At 60.6% G+C, this 24132-nt stretch carries 22 protein-coding genes; 11 read left to right on the top strand and 11 right to left on the bottom strand.

Annotated elements, in window-relative coordinates; genetic code table 11:
• Window positions 1–58: 58 nt before the first annotated feature.
• The 3 genes from HMCN_RS0111360 to HMCN_RS0111350 all read right to left on the bottom strand — a co-directional run bounded on the left by HMCN_RS0111360 (window position 59) and on the right by HMCN_RS0111350 (window position 2336).
• Complete coding sequence (locus HMCN_RS0111360; RefSeq protein WP_025917509.1) at window positions 59–313, bottom strand: acyl-CoA-binding protein; 255 nt, start codon at window positions 311–313, stop codon at window positions 59–61.
• 390 nt (window positions 314–703) lie between these two features.
• Window positions 704–1369, bottom strand: coding sequence for a trans-aconitate 2-methyltransferase (locus HMCN_RS0111355; protein ID WP_081801488.1), 666 nt, complete (start codon window positions 1367–1369; stop codon window positions 704–706).
• Between the two features lie 25 nt (window positions 1370–1394).
• Window positions 1395–2336 carry a CysB family HTH-type transcriptional regulator gene (locus tag HMCN_RS0111350; RefSeq protein ID WP_025917507.1) on the bottom strand — a complete coding sequence of 314 codons (942 nt, stop codon included), beginning with the start codon at window positions 2334–2336 and terminating at the stop codon, window positions 1395–1397.
• 181 nt (window positions 2337–2517) lie between these two features.
• Here HMCN_RS0111350 and HMCN_RS0111345 point away from each other — a divergent pair, with 181 nt between their 5' ends.
• The 7 genes from HMCN_RS0111345 to cobA all read left to right on the top strand — a co-directional run bounded on the left by HMCN_RS0111345 (window position 2518) and on the right by cobA (window position 9423).
• Window positions 2518–3291, top strand: a complete 774-nt coding sequence (locus HMCN_RS0111345; RefSeq protein WP_025917506.1) for a sulfite exporter TauE/SafE family protein — start codon at window positions 2518–2520, stop codon at window positions 3289–3291.
• A gap of 49 nt (window positions 3292–3340) precedes the next feature.
• A complete protein-coding gene (locus tag HMCN_RS0111340; protein WP_025917505.1) occupies window positions 3341–5035 on the top strand; it encodes a nitrite/sulfite reductase in 1695 nt (564 codons plus the stop codon).
• Complete coding sequence (locus tag HMCN_RS0111335) at window positions 5028–5561, top strand: DUF934 domain-containing protein (RefSeq protein ID WP_025917504.1); 534 nt, start codon at window positions 5028–5030, stop codon at window positions 5559–5561. Before HMCN_RS0111340 ends, HMCN_RS0111335 begins: the two co-directional genes overlap by 8 nt.
• The gene (locus tag HMCN_RS0111330; protein ID WP_025917503.1) at window positions 5558–6274 is read left to right on the top strand and encodes a phosphoadenylyl-sulfate reductase; all 717 of its coding nucleotides are present in this window, start codon (window positions 5558–5560) and stop codon (window positions 6272–6274) included. The genes HMCN_RS0111335 and HMCN_RS0111330 overlap by 4 nt, the downstream gene beginning before the upstream one ends.
• Window positions 6275–6279: 5 nt before the next feature.
• Window positions 6280–7245 carry a sulfate adenylyltransferase subunit CysD gene (gene cysD, locus HMCN_RS0111325; RefSeq protein WP_025917502.1) on the top strand — a complete coding sequence of 322 codons (966 nt, stop codon included), beginning with the start codon at window positions 6280–6282 and terminating at the stop codon, window positions 7243–7245.
• A complete protein-coding gene (locus HMCN_RS0111320) occupies window positions 7245–8579 on the top strand; it encodes a sulfate adenylyltransferase subunit 1 (RefSeq protein WP_025917501.1) in 1335 nt (444 codons plus the stop codon). Before cysD ends, HMCN_RS0111320 begins: the two co-directional genes overlap by 1 nt.
• Window positions 8580–8715: 136 nt before the next feature.
• Window positions 8716–9423, top strand: coding sequence for a uroporphyrinogen-III C-methyltransferase (gene cobA, locus HMCN_RS0111315; protein WP_025917500.1), 708 nt, complete (start codon window positions 8716–8718; stop codon window positions 9421–9423).
• A 150-nt stretch (window positions 9424–9573) separates the two neighbouring features.
• On the opposite strand, the gene HMCN_RS0111310 is transcribed toward cobA, so the two are convergent.
• From HMCN_RS0111310 to lptF, 3 genes are read right to left on the bottom strand one after another with little or no spacing between them, the layout of a single operon-like run.
• Entirely contained in the window at window positions 9574–9951 is a 378-nt protein-coding gene (locus HMCN_RS0111310; protein ID WP_025917499.1) for a sirohydrochlorin chelatase, read from the bottom strand.
• Between the two features lies 1 nt (window position 9952).
• The gene (gene lptG, locus HMCN_RS0111305) at window positions 9953–11086 is read right to left on the bottom strand and encodes an LPS export ABC transporter permease LptG (RefSeq protein WP_025917498.1); all 1134 of its coding nucleotides are present in this window, start codon (window positions 11084–11086) and stop codon (window positions 9953–9955) included.
• Window positions 11083–12213, bottom strand: coding sequence for an LPS export ABC transporter permease LptF (gene lptF, locus HMCN_RS0111300; protein WP_025917497.1), 1131 nt, complete (start codon window positions 12211–12213; stop codon window positions 11083–11085). The genes lptG and lptF overlap by 4 nt, the downstream gene beginning before the upstream one ends.
• 46 nt (window positions 12214–12259) lie before the next feature.
• Between lptF and HMCN_RS0111295 the strand changes: the two genes are divergently transcribed.
• The 3 genes from HMCN_RS0111295 to xth all read left to right on the top strand — a co-directional run bounded on the left by HMCN_RS0111295 (window position 12260) and on the right by xth (window position 15665).
• Window positions 12260–13774, top strand: coding sequence for a leucyl aminopeptidase (locus tag HMCN_RS0111295; RefSeq protein WP_025917496.1), 1515 nt, complete (start codon window positions 12260–12262; stop codon window positions 13772–13774).
• 166 nt (window positions 13775–13940) lie between these two features.
• Complete coding sequence (locus HMCN_RS0111290; RefSeq protein ID WP_238552115.1) at window positions 13941–14855, top strand: DMT family transporter; 915 nt, start codon at window positions 13941–13943, stop codon at window positions 14853–14855.
• A gap of 45 nt (window positions 14856–14900) precedes the next feature.
• Window positions 14901–15665 carry an exodeoxyribonuclease III gene (gene xth / locus HMCN_RS0111285; protein ID WP_025917494.1) on the top strand — a complete coding sequence of 255 codons (765 nt, stop codon included), beginning with the start codon at window positions 14901–14903 and terminating at the stop codon, window positions 15663–15665.
• Between the two features lie 33 nt (window positions 15666–15698).
• Here xth and HMCN_RS0111280 read toward each other — a convergent pair whose 3' ends face one another.
• Window positions 15699–16286 (bottom strand): isochorismatase family protein, encoded by a 588-nt coding sequence (locus HMCN_RS0111280; RefSeq protein WP_238552113.1) that lies wholly within the window; start codon window positions 16284–16286, stop codon window positions 15699–15701.
• Window positions 16287–16343: 57 nt separating this feature from the next.
• Here HMCN_RS0111280 and HMCN_RS19305 point away from each other — a divergent pair, with 57 nt between their 5' ends.
• Window positions 16344–16652, top strand: coding sequence for a hypothetical protein (locus HMCN_RS19305; protein WP_155837543.1), 309 nt, complete (start codon window positions 16344–16346; stop codon window positions 16650–16652).
• Window positions 16653–16657: 5 nt separating this feature from the next.
• Here HMCN_RS19305 and HMCN_RS0111275 read toward each other — a convergent pair whose 3' ends face one another.
• The 4 genes from HMCN_RS0111275 to acnD all read right to left on the bottom strand — a co-directional run bounded on the left by HMCN_RS0111275 (window position 16658) and on the right by acnD (window position 24023).
• Complete coding sequence (locus HMCN_RS0111275; RefSeq protein ID WP_025917492.1) at window positions 16658–18547, bottom strand: propionate--CoA ligase; 1890 nt, start codon at window positions 18545–18547, stop codon at window positions 16658–16660.
• Window positions 18548–18704: 157 nt separating this feature from the next.
• Window positions 18705–20147: a bifunctional 2-methylcitrate dehydratase/aconitate hydratase gene (locus HMCN_RS0111270; RefSeq protein WP_025917491.1), complete on the bottom strand. Its 1443-nt coding sequence runs from the start codon at window positions 20145–20147 to the stop codon at window positions 18705–18707.
• A 2-nt stretch (window positions 20148–20149) separates the two neighbouring features.
• A complete protein-coding gene (prpF, locus tag HMCN_RS0111265) occupies window positions 20150–21367 on the bottom strand; it encodes a 2-methylaconitate cis-trans isomerase PrpF (RefSeq protein WP_025917490.1) in 1218 nt (405 codons plus the stop codon).
• 61 nt (window positions 21368–21428) lie between these two features.
• Window positions 21429–24023, bottom strand: a complete 2595-nt coding sequence (gene acnD, locus HMCN_RS0111260; RefSeq protein WP_025917489.1) for a Fe/S-dependent 2-methylisocitrate dehydratase AcnD — start codon at window positions 24021–24023, stop codon at window positions 21429–21431.
• Window positions 24024–24132: the final 109 nt, after the last annotated feature.

Below are 24132 nucleotides of genomic sequence, written 5' to 3'. Positions count from 1 at the left end.
GTGTTTTTATTGGCTGCCGCTGGATCAGGACGCAGTTGAGGACGCAGTTGAGCGGCGCTTACCCCTTCAAGTCCATAACCAGATCAAGATATTGCTGCATGGCCTGATCCTGCGACAACCCTTTCAGCGCCGCCCATGCATCCCATTTGGCGCGCCCGATAAAATCGGTCATGCCCGGGCGCTCGCCCTGTGCATCGCCGGCGTTGCCCTGCTTGTACAAGGCATACAGCTTCAGCATGGTCATGTTGTCGGGGCGCTGCGGCAAATTCTTGGAATCGGCTACCGCTTGTTCGAATCGGGCTTGCAGAGTCATGGGTGCTCCATCTCGAGGAAGTGATGCATCTGCCCTCTGGCGGCAGATGCGGACATCAAAACAATCGCCGCCAAAATAGCATGGATGAAAGCGCATACAAAGCAAACAGCTAGAGGGGATATTCAAGTCCGCTTGCCACTAAAAAATATGGCGGGGGAACAATGCCCACGCAAGGCATGAAAAAGTAAGGGGCGGGTGAAACCCGCGCAGTTTGATCGTACAAAAAGCGTCGGCTGCGCCAACTCTACCGTTTGCCACAGTATATTTAACCTTCGCAATGAACATATGCGATAGATGCCATTAAAATAGCGATACTCACTGCTTTAATGGCTTTAACGGCATCCCCGGATGCAAGGCAGGCTGGTGTTTTTCGTGGACTCGCGATGTCAGTTATTTAAGCCGGCAACTCAGCATCCAGCTGTGCTGCAGGCGCAGGATGCGGATATCCCTGGCGACACCGGAAAATTTCTTGCGCAGTGCGCTGTCGGACGGGAAGTTCTTGACGTACTCATAGCGTTCGCCGTCGGCCAGGGTTTCGATCTGGTAGGTATTGCCCTCGGCATCGGTACGCGCCACCGGCGCCGTGTCTTCCTCCAGATAGTTGTCGTCGATCAGGATCAGCAAGCCATCCTTGCCGATGGCCTGACGCACGCGCGCCAGCAGCTCGGTTTGCTGCTCGCGCCTGACATGGGCCCAGAAAAAACCGGCGAAACAGACGCTGTAGTTGCTTGCCAAGCCGCTCGCCAAGTCGAGTTCGAAGGCATCGATCTGGGCCAACTGCACCTTCTGCCGCGGCAAATCCCGCGTCTGCGCCGCTTCCAGCATCAGCGGGTTGTTGTCGGTTGCCAGCACTACATGCGCAGATTCTGCCAGGACCGCAGTCCAGTAGCCGCTGCCGCACGCCAGCTCCAGCACATTCTGTCCCTGCACCAGTGCGCCGACGCGCTCACGCAGGAGCGCAAACTCTTCCTGCCGGTCCGGCTGTGCATAAACGTTATCGCAGGTGGCGGCGCGACTGCTGTAATACGCGCTGAGGTCGGTGTGCAAGGTACTCATCAAGCGTTGTTTCCTGGTAATGGTTTCATAATTCGTAACTTTCCTTCTCGCCGTTCATTGCGCGCTCGATCAGTTTCCGGTTCAGTGTCGGCGTCAGCAATTCGATGAAGGTATAGATATAGCTGCGCAGATAAGCGCCCTTCTTGACCGCCACGCGCGAGACATTCATGCCGAACAGGTGGCCGACTGGAATCGCCTGCAGATTTTTGTCGCGCTCGGCATCGTAAGCCATGCCGGCAATGATACCCACGCCCATGCCGAGCTCGACATAAGTCTTGATGACATCGGCATCGATCGCTTCCAGCAGCACGTCGGGCTTCAGGCCGCGCAGGGCAAACGCATGATCGATCTTGTTGCGGCCGGAAAAGGCGCTGTCGTAGGTAATCAGCGGGTAGGTGGCGATCTCTTCGAGCGTAATCAGCTTCGATTTCAGCAGAGGATGGTCCGGCGGCACCACCACCACATGCTCCCACTGGTGGCACGGGAACGAGAGCAAGCCCTCGACGCTGGCAATCGCCTCGGTGGCAATCACGATGTCGGCCTGATCCTTGAGCACCATTTCAGTGATCTGCTTCGGGTTTCCCTGCAACAAGGACAGCCGCACCTTCGGATATTTTTGGGTAAACGTCTGCACCACCTTGGGCAGCATGTAGCGCGCCTGCGAATGGGTGGTGGCGATGGTGAAGCTGCCGCTGTCCTGCGCGGCAAACTCCTGACCGATGCGCTTGAGACTATCGATCTCCAGCATGATCAGTTCGACCGCCTTCAACACCTGATGGCCCGGCTCAGTCAGACCGCGAATCCGCTTGCCATGGCGGGTAAAGATATCCACGCCCAACTCTTCTTCCAGTTCGATGATCGCCTTCGATACGCCCGGCTGGGAAGTAAACAGCGCCTTGGCGGCTTCGGTCAGGTTGAAATTTTGTCGAACGGCTTCACGCACGAAGCGCAATTGGTGGAGATTCATGGGGCTTCCCGGGTCGGCATGCTGATTTTATTGCTGCAAAGTATTTTTTAAGGCATGTCCCGGAAAGCGCTTATCGCATGCCGGCATCAGATACCGAATAACCATATAAGCAAATAAATACTTTGTAGTTTGGAATACGACGGTAGTTTATTACGATCGTCTCCATTATACGCGGGGTGATATGACTATTTCTTATGTAGCTTCCGGTTTCGCTGTTGGTTTACTGGTCGGCCTGACGGGCGTAGGCGGCGGTTCATTGATGACGCCGCTGCTCACCTTGTTGTTCGGCATCAACCCGACTGTTGCAGTCGGCACCGATCTGGCTTTCGCTGCCATCACCAAATCCGCCGGCACCTTCACCCACCGATTGCGCGGCACGGTAAACTGGGCGATTGTCAAGCGCCTGTGCATCGGGGCATTGCCGGCAGCCGTTATTACCACGTTGATACTGAAATATTTTGGCGGCTTGAACGAAAGCATGGGCCAGATCATCCGCTACTCGATCGCTGTCTCAGTCATGCTGACCGTGGTCGCGCTGCTATTCAAGGGCCGCATGATTGCGTGGTTAAACGCGCATCCGGAAAAGCAATTGCATGGAGCAAAGCTGACCATAGCCACCATCCTGGCCGGCGCCCTGCTCGGCACACTGGTGACGGTATCGTCGATCGGCGCCGGCGCCATCGGCGCCACCTTGCTGGTCATGCTGTACCCGAAAATGAATGCAGCCGAAGTCGTCGGCACCGATATTGCGTATGCTGTGCCGCTGACTGCGCTGGCAGCCTTCGGCCACTGGTGGCTGGGCTCGATCCACTGGGCCTTGCTCGGCACCTTGCTGCTGGGCTCGGTGCCGGGCATCATGCTGGGTTCGTGGGCAGCCCGTGCAGTGCCGGAAAAATTCCTGCGCGGCTTGCTGGCCACCACGCTGACCGGTGTGGCGCTAAAGCTGGTGCTCTGACCCAGGACACGCAGTCAGTACTCGGAAACGGATTCTTTAAGGAACGCAGATGTACAAATATGACCACTACGATCACCAGATGGTGAAAGAACGCATTGCGCAATACCGCGATCAGGTGCGGCGGCGCCTGTGCGGCGAACTGACCGAAGAAGAGTTCCTGCCTTTGCGTCTGCAAAACGGCTTGTACATGCAGCGCCATGCCTACATGTTCCGCATTGCGATTCCCTACGGCCTGCTGTCGTCGGCCAAGATCCGCAAGCTGGCGTTCATCGCCCGCAAGTACGATCGCGGCTACGGCCACTTCACGACCCGCCAGAACATCCAGTACAACTGGATCAATATCGAAGATACGCCCGAAATTCTGGAAGAACTGGCCAGTGTCGAGATCAATTCGATCCAGACTTCGGGCAACTGCATCCGCAACATCACTTCCGACGAATACGCGGGCGTGGCAGCCGACGAAATCATCGATCCGCGCCCGTTTGCGGAAATTCTGCGCCAATGGAGCACCTTCCATCCGGAATTCGCCTACCTGCCGCGCAAGTTCAAATTCGCGCTGAACGGTGCGCTGGAAGACCGCGCGGTGATCGCGGTGCACGACATCGGCCTCAATGTATTGCGCAACGCGGCCGGCGAAGTCGGCTTTCAGGTGATGGTCGGCGGCGGCCTCGGCCGCACCCCGATCCTGGGTTCGGTGATCCGCGACTTCCTGCCCTGGAAGCACGTGATGTCGTATCTGGAAGCGATCATGCGCGTCTACAACCAGTACGGCCGGCGCGACAACAAGTTCAAGGCGCGCATCAAGATTTTGGTCAAGGCGCTCGGAGTGGAAGAGTTTACCCGCATGGTCGAGGAGGAATGGAGCGACATCAAAGACGGCCCCAGCACCCTGACCGAAGAAGAGCTGAATCGCGTGATTTCGTTCTTCACTCCGCCCGCCTATGAAACCCTGCCGGCTACCGATGCCGCGCTGGAATCGCACAAGGTGGAAAACAAGGCATTCTCCAACTGGCTGCGTCGCAACGTCAAGCCGCACAAGGTTGCCGGCTACAACGCTGTGGTGCTGTCGCTGAAGAAACCGGGCGTGGCGCCGGGCGACGCCAGCGCCGATCAGATGGATTTCATCGCCGATCTGGCCGAGCGTTACAGCTTCGGCGAATTGCGCGTCACCCACGAGCAAAATCTGGTACTGGCCGATGTTCGCAACAGCGATCTGTTCGCGCTCTGGGAAGCGGCCCGGGGCCAAGGCCTGGCAACCCCGAATATCGGCCTGCTGACCGACATCGTGTGCTGCCCTGGCGGCGATTTCTGCTCGCTGGCGAATGCCAAATCGATCCCGATCGCACTCGACATTACCCGCCGTTTCGACGATCTGGACTATCTGCACGACATCGGCGAGATCGAAATCAACATGTCCGGTTGCATCAACGCCTGCGGCCATCACCATGTCGGCAACATCGGCATTCTGGGAGTCGACAAGGACGGCAGCGAGTGGTATCAGGTCTCGATCGGCGGCGCGCAAGGCAATAACGCCGCACTCGGCAAGATCATCGGGCCTTCGTTCTCCGCGCATCAGATGCCGGAAGTAATCGACCGCATCATCCAGGTCTACATGCGCGAGCGAATCGAACACGAACGCTTCATCGATACCGTGCAGCGTCTGGGCATCGCGCCGTTCAAGGAATTTGTCTACGCCACGCCAATCAAGATAGAACAAGCAGCAGGAGAAGATGCATATGCCTAACCCGACCACACAAATCATCAAGAACAAGGCGATTGTCGCCGACGACTGGGTCGTCCTGCGGCTGGCCGAAGATCAGAGCGCCGAAACCGTCAGCGTAGCTGACGGCCGGGTCATCGTGCCGCTGGCAGTCTGGCAGGCGCAAAAAGCGGTTCTGCGCAATCGCCCCGAACTGGGCGTCTGGTTTGCCAGCGACGAACGGCCGGAAGCATTGCAGGGCGAAGTCGATCTGTTTAGCGTGATCGCAGTCGATTTCCCCAAGTTCACCGACGGGCGCGGTTACTCGATCGCCTACAATCTGCGCGCCCGGCTCGGCTATGGCGGCGAGCTGCGCGCGATCGGCGACGTGCTGCGCGACCAGTTGTTTTACATGCAGCGGGTCGGCTTCGACGCCTTCGCTCCGCGCCCGGACCGCAGCATCACCGAGGCACTCAAGGGCTTGTTCGATTTTTCGGAAAAATACCAGACATCGTGGGATGAAAAATCGCCATTGTTCCGCCGTGCCCAGCGTGCCGGAGTCGCCGCATGAGCGAGTTCGACGCACTGCTGACGGCAACCAGCGCGACGCTGGCGCGCATTGCCAGCGACTTCGCGCCGGCAGTATTTGCCTCCAGCCTGGCGGCCGAAGACATGGTGCTGACCGACCTGATCTTGCGCGCCAAGCTGCCGATCGGCATCTTCACACTGGAAACCGGTCGGCTGCACGCGGAAACCCTGGGCATGCTGGAGCGCATTCGTGAAACCTACGGAGTCGAGATCGCGCTGTTCCGGCCCGAGCCTGCGGAAGTCGATGCCTATGTCGCGCAACACGGCCTGAACGGCTTTTACGACAGCGTCGAATTGCGCAAGGAATGCTGCCGCATCCGCAAGATCGAGCCGCTGGGCCGGGCGCTGGCCGGCAAGCAGGCCTGGGTTACCGGCCAGCGGCGCGCCCAGTCGAGCACCCGGACCGCGCTCGATGTGCAGGAACACGATGCGGCGCACGGCATGACCAAGTTCAATCCGCTGGCCGACTGGTCGGAGCAGGATGTCTGGCACTATATCCGCAGCAACAACGTGCCCTATAATCCGCTGCACGACAAAGGCTATCCGTCGATCGGCTGCGAGCCCTGCACCCGCGCCATCCAACCAGGTGAGGATGTGCGCGCCGGACGCTGGTGGTGGGAAAACCCGGACACCAAGGAATGCGGCTTGCATGTGGTCGATGGCAAACTGATCCGTATCAAACAAGTATCGGCATAACAATCATGACTACTGTATTAGACAAACAACTTACCCAGAGCAGCGCTGCGGCAGAAATCGCCGGGGTCGCGATCAACCAGCGCCATCTGGACTGGCTGGAATCGGAAGCGATTCACATCATGCGCGAAGTCGCCGCCGAATGCGCGAATCCTGCATTGCTGTTCTCCGGCGGCAAGGATTCGGTGGTGCTGCTGCGCATCGCCGAAAAAGCCTTTCGTCCCGGCAAATTCCCGTTTCCGCTGGTGCACATCGACACCGGCCATAACTTCGCCGAAGTGATCGAGTTCCGCGACCGCCGCGCCGCCGAGATGGGCGAACGCCTGATTGTGCGCTCGGTGGAAGACTCCATCAAGCGCGGCACGGTACGCCTGCGCAATCCGGCCACCGATTCGCGCAATGCCGCGCAAGCGGTCACGCTGCTGGAAACCATCGCCGAATTCCAGTTCGACGCCTGCATCGGCGGCGCCCGTCGCGACGAGGAAAAAGCGCGCGCCAAGGAACGCATTTTTTCATTCCGCGACGAATTCGGCCAGTGGGACCCGAAGGCGCAGCGGCCGGAACTGTGGGACCTGTACAACACGCGCGTCCATCCGGGCGAAAACATGCGCGTGTTCCCGATCTCCAACTGGACCGAGCTCGACATCTGGCAATACATCGAGCGCGAACAACTGGCGCTGCCATCGATTTACTTCGCGCATGAACGCCAGGTGATCCCGCGCAACGGCTTGCTGGTGCCGTTGACCAACCTGACCCCCGCCAAGGAAGGCGAAACCGTCGAGACCCAGGTGGTGCGTTTCCGCACCGTCGGCGATATCTCCTGCACCTGCCCGGTAGCGTCCGATGCCGCCACGGTGGCGGCGATTATCGAAGAAACCGCGATCACCCAGATCACCGAGCGCGGCGCCACCCGCATGGACGATCAGACTTCCGAAGCCTCGATGGAAAAACGCAAGAAAGCAGGATATTTCTGATGAACGCCGCCGTACTGAACACCGTATTACATGAACCCGTCCAAGAGCGCGGCCTGCTGCGCTTCATCACCGCCGGTTCGGTCGATGACGGCAAGAGCACGCTGATCGGCCGCCTGCTGTTCGACAGCAAGGGCATCTTCGCCGACCAGCTGGACGCGATGTCGCGCGCCAAGCACAAGCGCACCGTGGGCGACAGCATCGACCTGTCGCTGCTGACCGATGGCCTGGAAGCCGAGCGCGAACAGGGCATCACGATCGATGTCGCCTACCGCTATTTCGCCACCCCGAAACGCAAGTTCATCATCGCCGACACCCCGGGCCACGAGCAATACACGCGCAACATGGTGACCGGCGCCTCGACCGCCGATGCGGTGATCATCCTGGTGGACGTCTCGAAAGTGAAACTCGGCGCAAGTGGTAACGACAGCGGCAGCGTGGAACTGCTGACCCAGACCAAGCGCCATTCGACCATCGCCCATTTGCTGCAGATCGAGCATGTGATCGTCGCCGTCAACAAGATGGATCTGGTCAATTACGACCAGACCGTGTACGACCGCATCGTCGCCGCCTACCGCGCGTTCGCGCAGCAACTCGGTCTGAAGGACATCCACCCGATCCCGCTGTCGGCGCTGGCCGGCGACAACGTGGTGACTGCCGGCGACAAGATGCCGTGGTACCAGGGCCCGACCCTGATCGAATTGCTCGAGTCGCTGAGCGTCTACGACGAATCGCACGATGAGCCATTCCGCTTTCCGGTGCAGCTGGTGGCGCGCCACAACGGCCATGAAGCGAACGACTTCCGCGGCTACATGGGACGCATCGAAGCCGGCCGCGTGCACAAGGGCGACAAGCTAGTGGTGCAACCGAGCGGCCAGACTGCCACGGTCAAAGACATCCTGGTGCTGGAAGGTTCGCTGGAATCGGCGGTAGTCGGCCAGTCGGTCACGATCCTGCTCGACGAACACTTGGATATTTCGCGCGGCGACATGCTGGCAGCGGCCGACCGTCCGGCCACCCTGCTCAAAACTGTCAATGCCGACGTCTGCTGGCTGTCGGAAGAACCGCTCGACTTGCGGCGCAAATACTGGCTCAAGCACACCACCAGGCAAGTGGCTGCGCGCATCACAAAAGTCGATACGCTGCTCGACATCAATACCCAGGAAAAACGCCCGGCCGACGTCATCAAGCTCAACGACATCGCCCGCATCAGCCTCAACGTGCAGCAGGCGCTGGCCGCCGATGCCTACGATGCGATCCGCGCCACCGGCGCCTTCATCCTGATCGACGAAGTCACGCATCAAACCGTCGCCGCCGGCATGATCCGGCTCGACTGAGCGCACCCCAGTCAGCGCCGGCCAGTCGCGGGCGCTACTTGAACTGCGTAATTTCTGAGAAAATAACGTCGGGCTGCGGCCCGATGTTTGTTTTTAAACGCGGATTCCCGCACAACCTGCAGAAAGTACACGCAACATGACGCCAGCGCTGGGAAAAGTGGTTTTGATCGGTGCCGGCCCCGGCGCTGCAGACCTGATTACGATGCGCGGCGCCCGCATTCTGGCGCAAGCCGATGTGGTGCTGCACGACGCCCTGGTCACCGAGGAGATGCTGGCGCTATGCCCGCAGGCGCTCAAGATTCCGGTCGGCAAGCGTTCCGGCCAGCGCTCCACCGCGCAAGCCTTCATCAATGAACAACTGGTCGATTGCGCCCGGCGCCATGAACTGGTGGTGCGCCTGAAAGGCGGCGACCCGATGCTGTTCGGGCGCGCCGATGAAGAATTGCAGGCGCTCGAAGCGGCCGGCATCGCAGTCGAAATCGTGCCCGGCATCAGCACCGCATTTGCCGCCGCCGCCGCCGCCCGCCAGCCGCTGACCAAGCGCGGCGTGGCCCGCAGCGTGGCGCTTTTCACTTCCAGCGCCGCCCCCGACCATCCGGAGCAAACCACCCTGCCCGATTGCGATACGCTGGTGCAATACATGGGTGGGCGCGAAGCTGCAGCCACCGCGCACAAGCTGCTGGCGCTCGGGCGCAGCGGCAGCACGCCGGTCATCGTGGTGGAAAACTGCAGCCGCGAGAATCAGCAGATCATGCGCCTGTGCCTGGCCGATCTGGCGCACGGGCTGCCCGCCATGGCCGGCCCGGTGCTGGTGATGATAGGACCGGCAATGGCCCAGCGCTGATTTGCGATGGCACGAATACACATTGGTGTATTTTTTAATAGCGCAATAAATTCAAGCGGATGAAGCATGGTTTTAATACATACTCCAGAAATCTAAGCAAAAACCAGCTATTGCGCAATTGCACTGCAGCCATGCAGCGCATTGAAGGTTTCAGGCCGGCGCCAGAGCGCTCAGGCAGTACTGCGCGATCGCGTGCAGCACCGCGGCATCTTCGCCGACCGCATCGACCTGGTTCAGGCGCAGGTCCGGGTAGCGTTGGCGCAAGTCGGCCAGCAGCAGCGGCAGATCGCGCAGGACGTGGCCACCCTGCCCCAAAAATACCGGAACGATGGTGATGTCGCCGCATTGCGCCTGCACCAGCTGCGCCACCGCAGCGGGCAAATCGGGCTGCATGAATTCCAGATAGGCGTTGCAGACCGTGATTTCCGGCTGCGCTTGCTGCGTGATCTGCCGCAGTTTCTCGAACGGCGCCGCCCAGCGCGGATCGCGGGCGCCGTGCGCAAACAATATCAGTGCGCGTTTCTGCATATTAGTGTCTCTCCACCCAGAACAATGCACCTAGCGCAGCCAGCAGGAACAGTGCGCTGGGCACTGCCGCAGTGATGAATGCCGGCCAGGTGTTCAACAGCCCCAGGTGCGAAAACAGGCTGTTGATCAATTGAAAACTGACGCCGATCATGATCCCGGTAAAAATCTTCAGGCTGACGCCGCCCGAGCGGAAATGCAGATACGCAAACGGCAAGGCCATTGCCATCATCACCAGGATCGCAAACGGATAAATCACCTTCTTCCAGAATGCGATTTCATAGCGCTCGGTGCCCTGCTTGTTTGCTTCCAGGTGTTTGGTATAGGCGGCAAGATCGACCGCCGACATGCGATCCGGATCAGCGAACAGCACCGACAGAATTTCCGGCGTGATTTCGGACACCATGTCCTTGCTCGGCAGTTTCTCGATGGCGATCCGGCTTGCCGTCTCGTTTTCGAAGCCCACCGAAGGGAAACGTGTCGACACTACCTTTTTCAAACGCCATACATGCGCTCCGGCGTACTCCGCGCTTTCGGCCAGAATCAGCGCAGTCATGCGGAACTCGCGGTCGAGTTCGTAGATCTTGACGCCGCGCAGTTGACCGTCGGTGCGCAGTTCGCTGACATTGAGAAAGCGCGAACCGATCTGGTCGCCGCTGATGCCATCCGAGCGGATCACATCCTTGGTCCACAAGCCGGTGCGAAATCCTTGCGACAGCGCCGAGCCCTGGGTCCGCAACTTCAGGGTTTCCGCCAGCCGGGTGCTGGTCGGCGCGACAAATTCGCCGATCAGGAAAGTCAGCAGCACCAGCACCAGGCCGATCCTGGCCAGCATCCAGCCGGCCATGACGGTCGACATGCTGGCTGCGCGCATGATGGTGAATTCGGAACGCGAGGCAAATTGCGCCAGTGCATAGATAGTTCCGATCAGGGCCGCAATCGGCATCAGTTCGTAGGTATAGCCCGGCAAGCCCAACAATACATACAGGAACGCATGCTGCAACTCGTAACCGCCTTTCCCTATCGCCTGCAACTCGGCGATCAGGTCAAAAAACGCAAACAGCGCCAGAAAGGCAATCAGGACAAACAGCACCGAACGCAGTATCTCGGCGGCAAAATAACGTTGCAAGACTGTCATTGCGCGGCCCGCCCGGCATCACCGACATGTTTAAATCTGGACCAGATCACCAGCGGATGGAAACGGCTATTGACGTTCAGGCGCCAGGCAAACATCGCGACGATCAGAAGCATCGCCATCAGGTGGATCGGCCACCATGCGATGCCGAACGGCAATTTGCCCTGCACTACTGAGGCCTGGAAGAAGCTCACCATGTTGCTATAGGTAGTAAACAACAGCAGCGCAATGATCAGGTTGGCGGAACGGCCGGCACGCGGATTGACGAAACTCAGCGGAACCGCCAGCAGCATCAATAAAACGCCCATCAACGGCAGGGAAATGCGCCACAGCAGTTCGCCCATGTTGAAGCCGTTGCGGTCGGCCAGCAGCGCCATTATCGGCAACGAACGCGCAGCCTTGTCGCCCACCACCGCTTGCGAATTTGCTGTCACCAATACGCCGTAACGTTCGAATTCCATCAAGCGGAAATCCGGTTCGCTCGGCACGCCTTCATAACGGCGGCCTTTGCTCATCACCAGAAACTTGTCGCCGCGACCATCGATCTCGATCGTACCCTCCTTGGCGACCACGACGCTGTTGCGACCGTCCTTCTGTGTATTGACGAACACGTTCTGCACCTTGCTGACATCACCGGACAAGCCTTCCACAAAAAATATCCGGTCGGCCGATGCGGACTCCTGGAACTTGCCCGGCGAAACCCGCGAGATGTCTTCGCGCTTCTCGAAACGTTCCCGGAATTCCGCACTCTGGCGATTGGCCCACGGCGTAACCACGAAGCTCAAAACCGCCGTCAGCAGGATGATCGGAACGCCGAAACCCAGTATCGGCCTGATCCAGCGCGTCAGGCTCAGGCCGGATGCGAACCAGACCACCATTTCGGAATCCTGATAACAGCGGCTGACCACCAGTTGCACCGCGATGAATCCGGTCAGAATCAGGATGATGGGCAGGTAATTCAGTGCCGAGAACCCGATCAGCTGCACCACATCGGCAGATGCGACCCTGCCGCCGGCAGCCTGACCCAGGATGCGGATCAGCATCACGGTGATGGTGATGGTGAAAAGTGTCGTGAAAACGGCGCCTGTGGTACTCACCAATTCGCGTTGAAGCGCGCGCTGAAAGATCATTCGAAGACTATAATTAAAAGTTGATCAAAGGACTGAGGAATTAGCCGTGGACTTTAGCATAAAAACATTCGACGCAAAAAACACTCTTGACGGCGCAAAAACCGGCTGCATCGCAGTTGGCGTATATGAAAACAGGAAACTCACCCAGGCGGCACAGGCCCTTGACAGCAAGGGCGCCATCAGCGCTGCGCTGAAGTCCGGCGACATCAGCGGCAAGCCCGGCTCCACTTTGCTGCTGCGCGCACTCGACGGCGCGGCCGCGACCCGGGTGCTGCTGGTCGGCCTGGGCAATGAAGACACCGTCAGCGACAAGAATTTCACCCAGGCCGCACAGGCAACCGCGCGCGCATTCGCGACCTTGGGCGCGGCCGACGGATTGATCGCCTTGCCATTGGCAGCAATCAAGGAGCGCGATGTGGCTTGGGCGATTCGCTGCGTCACGCTGGCGTTGCGCGAAAACGCCTATCGCTGCGACAGCCAGAAGAGCAAGAAAGAAGCAACTCCGGAAGGCGTCAAGAAAATTGCCTTCGCGCTCGGCGGCAGCACGGCCGCCGTGGCAACCGGCGCCAGGCAGGCATTGGCGCAAAGCGTGGCACTGGCCAACGGCATCGACCTGACCAAGGATCTGGGCAACCTGCCGGCCAATATCTGCACCCCGACCTATCTGGCCAACACCGCAAAAAAACTCGCCAAGGACTACAAATTCGGCATCGAGGTGCTGGACCGCAAGCAGTTGCAGGCGCTCAAGATGGGCAGCTTCCTGTCGGTCACCAACGGCAGCGAAGAACCGCCGAAATTCATCGTCCTCAAGCACATGGGCGGCAAGGCGAAGGACGCGCCGACGGTCCTGGTGGGCAAAGGCATCACTTTCGATAGCGGCGGCATTTCGCTCAAGCCCGGTGCCGGCATGGATGAGATGAAGTACGACATGTGCGGCGCGGCATCGGTGCTCGGCACCTTCCGCGCAATCGGCGAAATGAACCTGAAGCTCAACCTCATCGGCGTCATCCCGACCTGCGAAAACATGCCGTCGGGCCGCGCCACCAAGCCGGGCGACATCGTCACCTCGATGTCCGGCCAAACCATCGAGGTCCTGAATACCGATGCCGAAGGCCGCCTGGTGCTGTGCGATGCGCTGAGCTACGTCGAGCGCTTCAAGCCGGCAGCGGTGGTCGACATCGCAACCCTGACCGGCGCCTGCATCACGGCGCTGGGGCACCATAATTCCGGCCTGTTTACCCGCCACGACGCCGCCCACGACGCCCTCGCCGATGCATTGCTGGCGGCCGGCCGCGCCAGCGGCGACACCGCCTGGCGCATGCCGATCGAGGACAGCTACCAGGAACAGCTGAAGTCGAATTTTGCCGACATCGCCAATATCGGCGGCCCGGCAGCCGGCAGCATCACCGCCGCCTGCTTCCTGGAGCGCTTCACCAAGCAGTACACCTGGGCCCATCTGGATATCGCCGGCACCGCATGGAAATCCGGCACCGCCAAGGGCGCCACCGGGCGTCCGGTCGCGCTGCTGACCACCTTCCTGCTGCAACGCGCAGCCGGCTGACGGTTTTTCAGGACTCCCGGAGCAAACCCCGGTGCCGGCCGGCGCATGCGCGCATGCCGGCACCGGCGGCAGCGAACTGCGCACCTTTTTGCGCACCTTTTCAAATAGCACACACGCAATGCACACACATCAGGACCGGGCCTTAAGACGGGATCGCATCGTCGGAATGCTGCTGATCATTTTGTCGGCAATCAGCTTCGGCGCGATGTCGACCTTTGCCCGCTATGCGTATGCCGATGCGGCCGACCTGTACGGCATCCTGATCGCCCGTTTCTGGTGCGCCGGGCTGGCGCTGCTGGCCCTGGCCTGCCTGCGCAAGCTGGTCTGGCCGCCGCTGCCGTTGATCGCGCGTCTGGCCGCGCTGGGGGGCGTCGGCTACGTCGGCATGTCGTATTGCTATTTTTCCGCCATCAATTACGCACCGGTGTCGCTGGTGGCGCTGGTTCTGTACGTATATCCGACCATCGTGACCTTGCTGGCCGCGCTGGTTCTGCATGAAAGAATAACGCCGATAAAGCTCGGCGCGCTGCTGCTGTGCAGTCTGGGCACGCTGCTGACCATCGGCCCCACCCTGCACGGCAGCGCCGCAGGCGTATCGGCAATCGGCGTTGGCCTGGCGCTGGCGGCTGCGGTGACATACGCGATCTTCATTGTCCTGAGCACCCGGATCACGCATCGGATCGATCCCGTCATCACCACCGTGGTGCTGTGCCTGTCGGCCGCCGCAATGTTTACGCTGCTGGCGCTGGCCCGCGCATCCGTCGGCTTGCCGCCGCAATTCCCGCACAGCGCCAGCGGCTGGATCGGGGTCGCCGGCGTGACGATAGTCTCCACCTTGGTTGCCGTGATCGCATTTTTTGCTGGCCTGAAGCGGCTCGGCGCCTCGCAGTCCTCGATGCTGTCGACCCTTGAGCCGATCGTCACCATCGGCCTGGCGGCATGGCTGCTGGCCGAATCGCTCAGCAGCTGGCAGTGGCTGGGCGGCGCCCTGACCCTGGGCGGCGTGGTCTGGCTGGCGGGCACCGGCAAGGATGCCGAAGTCGTCTTGCAACAACACCAAAAACTGAGCGATGCTGCCTGAACCGGCCGCATCGGAATGTGTCATACATGCATTAACGGAACTCTGATGAAATTAGCGACCTGGAACGTAAACTCACTGAAAGTGCGCCTGCCGCAGGTGCTGGAATGGCTGGCCGCCAATCCGGTCGATGTATTGTGCCTGCAGGAGACCAAACTGACCGACGACAAATTCCCGCTGGCAGAGATCGAGGCGGCCGGCTATCAGGTCGCCTTCACCGGTCAGAAAACCTATAACGGCGTGGCCATCCTGTCGCGCCATCCGATCGCCGATGTGGTCAGGAACAACCCGCTGTTTGCCGACGAACAGCAGCGCATCATCGCCGCCACCATCGCCGGCATCCGCGTCGTCTGCGCCTACATCCCGAACGGGCAGGCAGTCGATTCGGACAAATACCGCTACAAGCTGGAATGGCTGGACGCCTTGCGCAACTGGCTGCAGCAGGAGCATCAGGCGCATCCGAACCTGGCACTGCTGGGCGACTACAACATCGCGCCGGAAGATGCCGATGTCTACGATCCGATTGCCTGGGAAGGGCAGATCCTGTGCTCGGATGCGGAACGGGCAGCCTTCGACCGCCTGCTCAACCTCGGGCTGAAGGATGCATTTCGCATCTTTCCGCAGGAGCCGAAATCGTTCAGCTGGTGGGATTACCGGCAGCTCGGCTTCCGTCTCAACAAGGGCCTGCGCATCGACCATATCCTGCTGAGCAAGGAACTGGCGGCGCGCTGCAGCGCCTGCGTCATCGACCGCGCCCCGCGCAAATGGGAGCAGCCGTCGGACCACACGCCGGTGATTGCGACGCTGGACTGATCCTGGCCGGCGCCGGTATCGGCGCATCAGGATTTACTTGATCAATCTGGACAGCGCCCGGAACTGCGGATGCTGCGCATCGCGCAGCCACTCGAACAGCACCATCTCGGCAGTCACCAGTCCGATGCCAGCCGCGCGCATGCGCTCCAGCGCAATCTGCTTGCTGATCGCGCGGCGCGAACCGACCGCATCTACCACCAGCCGCACGTCGAAACCGTGCGCCTGCAGCTGCAAGGCGGTTTGCAGCACGCAGACATGCGCCTCGCAACCGCTGACCAGCAGGATCGGCGCACTGCATGGCGCCAGACGCTCGATGGCCTCCAGGAAGGCCGGCGTGCCGCAGGCGCCAAAGGTGGTTTTTTCCACGCTCTGGCCGCACCAGGCGGCAATCTCTGGCGCAGTAGAACCCAGGCCGGCCGGATACTGCTCGGTCACCAGCACCGGAACCGACAGCACCTGCGCGGCCTGGGCCAGTATCGTTGCATTGCGCAACACCGCATCGGCGTCGGCAATCGCCGGCATCAGCCGCTGCTGGAAGTCGATCACCAGCAGCAGGCTGCGGTGTGCATCGATCAAACCGGCATCGCCGGCTGGCCCCGTACCGAGGTCTGCGGACATCATCCAATGCTCTCCTCAGTCATTCCCAGAGACATATTATCCACGAAGGAAACGAACAGCATGAGCCTGGCGATTCGTCAGAAATATCGGGAGTATCGTCATTTTCAGACAATTTCCGCTTTTCTTTATTGCGACAATAAAATATACACCATCAATCATGGATCTGCGGCCAGCGCTGCCAGAGCACGCCGCGATCAACGCAAAAAATGCAGGGTATTTTTATATTCCACAGATTTCATATGCGATAAAACGCTATTTTTCTTCATACTCCCTATATCATGCGGAAAACTGGTGGCTTCTGCGCCATGCATCGCCACCCTTTTCCCCATGTTTCGCGCTTTTCGTGGACATGGCTTCCTCCACGAATAACGCGATCAGCGGCCGAGCGCGCCCTGGATCTGCCGCAACGAAGCCGGATCTTCGATCGAGGACATGTCGCCCGGGTCGCGCCCTTCGCAAATGGCCTGGATCGAGCGCCGCAACAGCTTGCCGGAGCGGGTCTTCGGCAGCTGTGCGATGAAATGCACCCGGGCCGGACGCGCCACCGCGCCCAGCTGATGGTCGACCACGCCCATGATTTCCTTTTCCAGTGCCTGCTGCGCCTCGGCCGTATTGGCCGCTGCCGGGTTTTTCAGGATCACGAAGGCAACCGCAACCTGGCCCTTGAGCTTGTCCTCGACCCCGACCACCGCGACTTCCGACACGTTGGCGTGGCTGGAAATGCTTTCCTCGATTTCGCGCGTGCCGAGCCGGTGGCCGGCGACGTTGATGACGTCGTCGGTGCGCCCGAGGATGAAGTAATAGCCGTCCGCATCGCGGATGCCCCAGTCGAAGGTCGAATACACATGCTTGCCGTTCAAGACGCTCCAGTAGGTGCTGACGTAGCGCTCGTCGTCGCCGTACACGGTCTGCATGCAGCCCGGCGGCAGCGGGCCTTCGATCATGACCACGCCTTTTTCGTTGGTGCCGCATTCCTCGCCGGTCGATTCATTGAACAGCTTGACGTTGAATCCCGGAACCGGAATGCCGGGGCTGCCGAGCTTGCTCGGCTGGTCTTCGATGCCCCTGGCGATCGACAGGATCGGCCAGCCGGTTTCGGTCTGCCAGTAGTTATCGATGATCGGCACCCCGAGCGCCTCCGAAATCCAGGCCGAGGTGGTTTCATCCAAAGGCTCGCCGGCCAGATACAGCGCCTTGAGCGAGGACAGGTCGTATTTCTGCATGCATTCCGGCGGCTGCTTCTTCAGCACCCGTACCGCAGTCGGGGCCGAGAACATGCGCGTGACCTTGTATTTCTCGACAATGCTCCACCAGATGCCGGCATCCGGCGAAGTCGGCAAGCCTTCATACATGATGGTGGCCATGCCGGCGATCAGCGGGCCGTAGACGATGTAGGAGTGGCCGACCACCCAGCCGATATCGGAAGTGGCAAAATAGGTCTCGCCCGGATTGCCGCAGAAGATAGATCGCATCGAGGACGCCAGCGCCACCGCGTAGCCGCCGACATCGCGCTGCACGCCTTTCGGCTTGCCTGTGGTGCCGGAGGTGTACAGGATATAGGACGGCGCGTTCGATTCCAGCCAGGTGACCGGCACCTGCGCATCGATGTGCTGCGTGCGCAGCGTCGCGTAATCGACATCGCGCCCGTCCACCAGTTGCATCGGCGCCAGCTTGCGGTTGACCAGCAGCACCTTGCCCGGCTTGTGGGCCGAAAGCGCAATCGCCTCGTCCAGCAAGGGCTTGTACGGAATCGCCTTGCCGCCGCGGGAGCCGGCATCGGCAGATACGATCAGCTTGGGCTGCGCGTCTTCGATCCGCGACGCCAGGCTGTGCGCGGCAAAGCCGCCGAATACGACTGAGTGAATCGCGCCGATGCGTGCGCAGGCCAGCATCGCGAACGCCGCTTCAGCGATCATCGGCATGTAGATCAGCACGCGGTCGCCCTGGCCGACACCCAACGCCAGCATGATGGCGGCGGTGCGGCTGACTTCGGCCTGCAATTCCTTGAAGGAATAGACTTTCTCAGACCCGGTTTCTGTCGAAATCGCAATCAATGCAGCCTTCTCACCTTGAGTGGCGACCCAGCGATCGACCGCGTTATGACACAAATTCGTCTTGCCGCCGACAAACCATTGGGTGAAGGGCGGTTTTGAATAATCGAGCACTTTCGAATACGGCTGCTGCCAGTCGATCAGCTTGGCTTCGCCGTCCCAGTACGCTTCAGGTTGTTCAATCGAATTTTTATAGATAGTTGCGAAACTCATGACTCCTCCGAATCTCCGAGCGCTTGCGAATCAAGCGATCTCTGGAAATATTAGTTTGATGACAACAACTTACCGTGTACTTACCACCAATGAAATAGCAATAAAAAAGTCGCAAAGACGATGCACCAGTACGCCTGTGACCCGACAGATGGGTCTGTCAGATCACGTACAGATCAACGTATTCATGCACCGGCATCGCTTCCAGTGCAGCCTGGTCGAGTGAAACATCCAGAATGGTTTTCTGCTGCTTGGCCGGGAACTGGCGCGCCAGGTTGGTCTTGAACTTGGCTTCCAGCAGCGGGATGCCATCGGCGCGGCGACGGGCGTGGCCGATCGGGTATTCGACCACGACTTCAGCGAACTTGCTGCCGTCATTGAATTCGACCGTCAAGGCATTGGCAATCGAGCGCTTTGCAGGATCGTGATAGTCGGCGGTGAAAGCCGGATCTTCGACGCAGACGATCTTGTCGCGCAGTGCGTCGATGCGCGGATCGGCGGCGACATCGTCTTCGTAGTCGGCAGCAGTCAGGCGACCGAAAATCAGCGGCATCGCAACCATGTACTGGATGCAGTGATCGCGGTCGGCCGGGTTGTCCAGCGGGCCCTTCTTGTCGATGATGCGGAGGCAGGCTTCGTGGGTGCGGATCGTGACCTGCTTGATGCCGTCAATAGATTTGCCGGCGGCCTGCAGTTGCGCGTGCAAGGCCATGCCGGCTTCGACTGCGGTTTGCGCGTGGAATTCGGCCGGGAACGCAATCTTGAACAGCACGTTTTCCATCACGTAGGAACCGTAGGGGCGCTGGAACCTGAACTCATTGCCCTTGAACAGCACATCGTAGAAACCCCAGGTCTTGGCCGACAGCACCGATGGGTAACCCATTTCGCCGGTTTTCGCCATCAATGCCAGACGCACCGCGCGCGATGTCGCATCGCCGGCAGCCCACGACTTGCGGGAGCCGGTGTTGGGCGCGTGGCGATAAGTACGCAGCGACTGGCCGTCGACCCATGCCAGCGATACCGCACTCAGGATTTCGTCACGGGACAGGCCCATCATTTCAGCCACAACCGCAGCCGAGGCCACCTTGACCAGCACCACGTGATCCAGACCGACCTTGTTGAACGAGTTTTCCAGCGCGATGCAGCCCTGGATTTCGTGCGCCTTGATCATGCCGGTCAAGACCGACTTCATGGTCAGCGGCTTCTTGCCGGCGGCGACCGCATTGCGCGACAGCCAGTCGGCGGTTGCCAGAATCCCGCCCAGGTTGTCCGATGGATGGCCCCATTCGGCGGCCAGCCAGGTGTCGTTGAAATCGAGCCAGCGGATCATCGCGCCGATGTTGAACGCGGCTTGCACCGGGTCGAGTTGGAACTGGGTGCCGGGAACCTTGGCGCCATTGGGCACCACGGTGCCCGGCACGATCGGACCCATCAGTTTTTTACAGGCGGGATATTCCAGCGCTTCGAGGCCGCAGCCGAGGGTGTCGATCAGGCAGTTGCGCGCCGTCGTGTACGCAACGCCGGAATCGATCCTGTAGTGCATCACGTAATCGACGATGTCGACCAAGACCTGGTCCCAGTCGGGACGTTGGGCGGATTTCATGTTCAATCAGGCGCAGAAGTCAGTGCATCGCCGGGCACGCGTACCCAGCCTTCCATCAGCACCCGGGCGCTGCGGCTCATGATGGCCTTGGTCACGCTCCATTCGCCATTGACCTGGCTCGCTTGGGCGCCAACCCGCAAGGTGCCGGACGGATGGCCGAAGCGCACCGCCGTTTTTTGTGCATTATGCGCACCGCCGCCAGCAGCGAGGTTCACCAGCGTGCCGGGTATCGCCGCGGCGGTGCCGATCGCGACCGCTGCGGTGCCCATCATCGCGTGGTGCAGCTTGCCCATCGACAGGGCGCGCACCAGCAGGTCGATGTCAGCGGCAGCGACCCGCTTGCCGCTGGAGGAAACGTAATCGGCGGGGGGCGCGACAAAGGCCACCTTCGGCGTATGCTGACGGCTCGCGGCTTCAGCTATATGTTTGATCAAACCCATGCGCACAGCACCATACGCACGGATCGTCTCGAACATCGCCAACGCCTTGGCATCGCTATTGATCGCGTCCTGCAGCTCGGTGCCGGTATAGCCGACGTCTTCTGCGTTGATGAAAATGGTCGGAATGCCGGCATTGATCATCGTGGCTTTTAATGTGCCGACGCCTGGCACTTCCAGGTCGTCGACCAGATTCCCGGTCGGAAACATGGAACCGCCCGCACCTTCTTCGTCAGCGGCCGGGTTCATGAATTCGAGCTGCACTTCCGCAGCTGGAAACGTGACGCCGTCAAGCTCGAAGTCGCCGGTTTCCTGTACCGCACCGTTGGTAATGGGTATGTGCGCGATGATGGTCTTGCCGATGTTGGCCTGCCAGATGCGCACCACTGCCATGCCGTTTTGCGGAATGCGACTGGCATCCACCAACCCGCTGCCGATGGCAAATGCACCCACCGCGGCAGAGAGATTGCCGCAGTTGCCGCTCCAGTCGACGAATGCCTTGTCGATGGCCACTTGGCCGAACAGGTAATCGACATCGTGATCTGGCTTGGTACTCTTGGACAGGATGACCGTCTTGCTGGTGCTCGAGGTCGCCCCGCCCATGCCGTCAATCTGCTTGCCGTAAGGGTCCGGGCTACCGATCACGCGCAGCAGCAGCGCATCGCGTGTCGCACCGGGCACCTGTGCCGTCTCCGGCAAGTCCTGCAGGCGAAAGAACACGCCTTTGCTAGTGCCGCCACGCATGTAGGTGGCGGGAATCTTGATTTGAGGTAGGTGTGTCATGGAGAATTGCTCCTGATAAAACCGGGCGGCGCATTCTGCACCACCCGGCTTCAGATGGGAATTAAGCCGCTTTGGAGGATTCGAGGAAGTCCTGCGCAAAGCGCTGCAATACACCGCCCGCCTCGTAGATCGACACTTCTTCCGCGGTATCCAGGCGGCAGGTCACCGGCACTTCGACCCGCTCGCCATTCTTGCGGTTGATAACCAGCGTCAGCGTCGCACGCGGCGTGCGTTCGCCGATGACGTCGAAGGTTTCGGTGCCGTCGATGTTCAAGGTCAGGCGGTTTTCGCCCGGCTTGAACTCCAGCGGCAGCACGCCCATGCCGACCAGGTTGGTGCGATGGATGCGCTCGAAGCCTTCGGCCGCGATCGCTTCCACGCCAGCCAGACGCACGCCCTTGGCGGCCCAATCACGCGAAGAGCCCTGGCCGTAGTCGGCGCCGGCGATCACGATCAGCGGTTGCTTGCGCTCCATATAGGTCTCGATGGCTTCCCACATGCGGGTCACTTTGCCTTCCGGCTCGACGCGGGTCAGCGAACCTGCTTTCACCTTGCCGTCTACCACCACCATCTCGTTCTTCAGAGTGGGGTTGGCGAAGGTGGCACGCTGCGCGGTCAGGTGATCGCCGCGATGGGTCGCGTAGGAATTGAAATCCTCCTCCGGCAGGCCCATTTTCGCCAGATACGCACCGGCAGCGCTGTCGAGCATGATGGCGTTCGATGGAGATAAATGATCGGTGGTGATGTTGTCGCCCAGCACCGCCAGCGGGCGCATGCCCTTGAGGGCGCGCTCACCGGCCAGCGCGCCTTCCCAGTACGGCGGACGGCGGATGTACGTGGTCTGCGGGCGCCAGTCGTACAGCGGGCTGACCTTCTCGCCACTTTCCACTTGAAGCGCGAACATCGGTTCGTATACCTGGCGAAACAGCTCGGGCTTCACGCTGGAGGCGACGATGGCGTCGATTTCCTCGTCGGACGGCCAGATGTCTTTCAGCGTCACCGGCTTGCCGTCGGCGTCGAGCCCCAGGACGTCTTTCTCGATGTCGAAACGGATGGTGCCGGCAATCGCGTAGGCCACCACCAACGGCGGCGAGGCCAGGAAGGCCTGCTTGGCGTACGGGTGAATGCGGCCGTCGAAATTGCGGTTGCCGGACAGCACGGCGGTGGTGTACAGATCGCGCTCCAGCGCTTCTTTCTGGATCACCGGATCGAGCGCGCCGGACATGCCGTTGCAGGTGGTGCAGGCGAAAGCCACCACGCCGAAGCCCAGCTTTTCCAGTTCCGGCAGCAGCTTGGCCTCTTCCAGATACAGCTCCACAGTCTTGGAACCCGGCGCCAGCGAGCTCTTCACCCACGGCTTGCGGGTCAGGCCCAGCCTGTTCGCGTTGCGGGCGATCAGGCCGGCGGCGATCATGTTGCGCGGGTTGTTGGTGTTGGTGCAGCTGGTGATGGCGGCGATGATCACGGCGCCGTCCGGCATCAGGCCGGGCTCGTTCTCGACCTTGCCGCTGATGCCGCGCGCAGCCAGTTCGGAAGTCGGCACGCGGTTGTGCGGGTTGCTGGGTCCGGCAATGTTGCGCACCACGGAGGACAGGTCGAACTTGAGCACGCGCTCATACTCGGCGTTCTTCAGGCCGTCCGCCCACAGGCCGGTTTCCCTGGCGTAGAGTTCCACCAGCGCGACCTGCGCATCGTCACGGCCAGTGAGCTTCAGGTATTTGATGGTCTGCTCGTCGATGTAGAACATCGCGGCGGTGGCGCCGAACTCCGGCGCCATGTTGGCAATGGTCGCGCGGTCGCCCAGCGTCAGCTTGGCCGCGCCTTCACCGTAGAACTCGAGATAGGAGGAGACTACCTTTTCCTTGCGCAGGAACTCGGTCAGGGCCAGCACGATGTCTGTCGCGGTGATTCCCGGCTGCGGGCGGCCGGCAAGCTCCACCCCGATGATGTCCGGCAGGCGCATCCAGGAGGCGCGGCCCAGCATCACGCTTTCGGCTTCCAGGCCACCCACGCCAACGGCGATCACGCCCAGCGCGTCGACCATCGGAGTGTGGCTGTCGGTGCCGACCAGGGTGTCCGGGAAAGCCACGCCGTCCTTTACCTGCACCACCGGCGACATGCGTTCGAGGTTGATCTGATGCAGGATGCCGTTGCCCGGCGGGATCACGTCGACGTTCTTGAACGCCTTCTTGGTCCAGTTAATGAAGTCGAAACGGTCTTCGTTGCGACGGTCTTCAATCGCACGGTTCTTGGTGAACGCGTCCGGATCGAAACCGCCACATTCAACGGCCAGCGAGTGATCCACCACCAGCTGCGTCGGCACCACCGGGTTGACCAGGGCTGGATCACCGCCCTGGGCGGCAATCGCGTCACGCAAGCCGGCGAGGTCGACCAGTGCAGTCTGACCCAGGATGTCATGACAAATCACACGGGCCGGGAACCATGGGAAGTCCAGATCGCGCTTGCGCTCGATGAACTGCTTCAGAGAAGCAGTCAGGGTCGCAGGGTCGCAGCGGCGCACCAGGTTTTCAGCCAGCACGCGCGAAGTGTACGGCAGCTTGTCATAGGCGCCGGGCTGGATCGCATCGACCGCAGCACGCGTATCGAAGTAATCCAGCTGGGTGCCCGGTAGGGGTTTGCGGTTTATGGTGTTCATGGATTAGTCCAGAAAGAGTGTAATGGCCAGGAGTCAGACTTTACTTACGACCCTTGATCGGCACCAACTGCAGGTCGCCGGGGCCGACACTCCTGCTCATAAAAAATTT

This window comes from Herminiimonas sp. CN (assembly GCF_000622895.1).
Lineage (GTDB): Bacteria > Pseudomonadota > Gammaproteobacteria > Burkholderiales > Burkholderiaceae_D > AVCC01.
This window is presented reverse-complemented; position numbering and strand designations above follow the sequence as displayed.